This window comes from Brevibacterium permense (assembly GCF_013280495.1).
GTDB classification, from domain to species: Bacteria; Actinomycetota; Actinomycetes; order Actinomycetales; family Brevibacteriaceae; genus Brevibacterium; species Brevibacterium permense.
Window position 1 is genome coordinate 1 of record NZ_JABSSX010000031.1, and the last position, 2,622, is coordinate 2,622.

The window sequence follows — 2,622 nt, forward strand, 5'->3', positions numbered from 1 at the left end:
TGTTCGGAAGCGGCATTCGGTAGCACCTGTGTAACGAAGTGGTAGCAGCTATGTAAGTACCCGGTAGCAGTAGAGCAGGATTGCTTTCACCCACGACAGTGAAGTCGTGAACAGTGAAAGGAATCCTGCTCATGGCCGACTACCGGCTCATTCTCTCCCTGATCGTTCAGGGATACTCCTACCGCCAGATCGAAGCGATGGCGCAATGCTCGCACCGCGCGATCGCGAAAGCCCACACGATCGTCAAGAATCAGTCATTGACGACAAGGGAGCAAGTCGATGCCCTCACCATCGACGACCTCGACCGGTTCTTCACCGACGGCCGCAAAAACACCGACGAGGACTTCGTCCCGATCAATATCGATGCCGTCATCAACGCTCGCATCGGGCGGAAGAAGCCACCATTGAAAGTGCTGTGGGCCCGCTACCTCAACACCCCAGCACCCACCCCAACGGCACGCCACTACAGATACGAACGGTTCTGCCAGATCATCGCCGAACACGTCCGCACCCACGACCTCACCAGCCCGATCACTCACATCCCGGGGCATACGATGCAAGTCGACTGGGCCGGAACCCCGATGTGGATCACCGACCCGATCACCCGCGCGGCCACAAAAGTCTCGATCTTCGTCGCCACACTGCCCTATTCGGGAATGATCTTCGCCTACGGGTGCCTCGATGAGAAACTCTCTGCCTGGTGCGATGCCCACAGACGGGCCTTCGAATACTTCGGCGGTGTCGCTCAAGTCATCATCCCCGACAATGCTTCAACAGCGTCGAACCAGATCAGCAAGTACGACAAGACCCGCGACGTCAACGCCTCCTACGCCGGATTCCTCGAGCACTACAACACGGCGGCTGTGCCGACTCGGGCCTATAAACCGAAGGAGAAAGCCAACGTCGAATCCGGCGTCAAGATCGTCACGAACTGGGTCATCCACTACCTCGCCGACCGACACTTCGCCGACATAGACGACCTCAACGCGGCTGTCGCCGACCGAGTCGAGTGGATCAACGACCGCACCCCGTTCCGCAGCCAACCGCGATCCCGGCGGGACTGGTTCACCGACGATGAAGCAAACGACCTGCTCAGCCTGCCCGACCAGCCCTGGCAGGACGTGACCTGGAAGAAGGCGAAAGTCTCCCGCGACTGGCACATCCAGATCGAAACCATCAAATACTCCGTGCCCGCCGCCTTCGTCGGCACCACCGTGGATGTGCGCATCATCGGCACCCGACTCGACATCCTCGCCGCCGGCGACATCATCGCCAGCCACCGAGTGGCGACGAAGAAGCACTCATATGTCACCGACGCCGACCACGCCCCAGCCTCTCAAGGCCAGACTGCTGGGTTGTGGACTCGCGGCTACTTCCTCCGCCAAGCCGCGAAGACGGGACCGAACACAGTCGAAGCACTCACGCGGCTGCTGGATGCCAAGAAGATCGAAGCCCAAGGGTTCAGAGCCTGCATGAACATCCTCTCCCTGGGCAAAGGCGACAACCGGCCCTTACTGGAACAGGCCTGCCAAACATTGTGCGCCGATGAACGCCGACCGATCAGCTACACCGCGGTCAAACACCAGCTGACAGCTGTTCGGGCTCAGGCCAAGCAACGACCGGCAGTCACACCACCACCATCACCGGCCCCAGTCCCTGCAATGTCCCGGGATACCAGCCGTGCTCACCTGACTGGAGTTGACCAATTCCGGCTGACGGCGCTGACGAACGATGAGAAAGGCTCCGACCAATGAGTAATCACCTGACCACTGATGACATGGCGACGTTCACCCAACTGCGCATGACCGCGTTCGGACAAGCCGTGATCGATATCGCCAACGATTCCGACTACGACGACTGGACGTTCTCCGCCAAGATTCACCACGCTCTCGATATCGAGCTCGCTGCCCGGGCAGAACGCCGCGTCCACAAACTCCTCAAAGCCTCGCACACCCCGAACCCTGCAGCCTGCGTCGAAGACGTCCGCTACCTACCTGACCGGACGCTGACTCGCGACGTTGTTGACCGGCTCGCCTCGTGTGCCTGGATTGAGAATGCGACGAACGTGATCATCCTCGGCAAGACCAGTGTCGGCAAGTCCTATCTGGCCCAGGCTCTGGTCAACGCTGCCTGCCGGAAGGACTACACCGTCGCGTACTGGCGGCTTGATGATCTGGGGAACCGGTTAGCGGTCTATCAACCGTCTGATCCTGGAGGATTGCGGTTCCTCGACAGTCTGCGCAACTGCGATGTCCTCGTCCTCGATGACTTCCTGACCACTCCGATCTCGATGGACACGACGGCGAAGATACTGAACATTCTTGCCAGCAGAGAAGGCCGCGGAGCCACAATCGTCACATCCCAGTTCGACCCCGAAGACTGGTACAAATCACTCCACGATGCCGTCATCGCCGAGTCAATCCTGAGCCGGCTGGTATCTGTCAGCGAGATCGTCCAACTCGATGGCCCGAACATGCGGAAGAAGACTCGACAGCAACCCGAGGTCGATAGTCCGGCGTGACCGTAAGCTGGGAGCGCGGGGTGCCGGAGTGGTGCTACCGGATCCCCGCGCTCCTGCTACCACTTCGTTCCACGCGTGCTACCGAATGCCGCTTCCCTACA

The 2,622-nt window shown here is 60.0% G+C and carries 2 protein-coding genes; both read left to right on the plus strand.

The window, feature by feature from the left end:
- Positions 1-131 precede the first annotated feature (131 nt).
- Positions 132-1,754: an IS21 family transposase gene (istA, locus tag HK353_RS16725; protein ID WP_173158005.1), complete on the plus strand. Its 1,623-nt coding sequence runs from the start codon at positions 132-134 to the stop codon at positions 1,752-1,754.
- Entirely contained in the window at positions 1,751-2,521 is a 771-nt protein-coding gene (locus tag HK353_RS16730) for an ATP-binding protein (protein ID WP_173158007.1), read from the plus strand. The genes istA and HK353_RS16730 overlap by 4 nt, the downstream gene beginning before the upstream one ends.
- Positions 2,522-2,622: the final 101 nt, after the last annotated feature.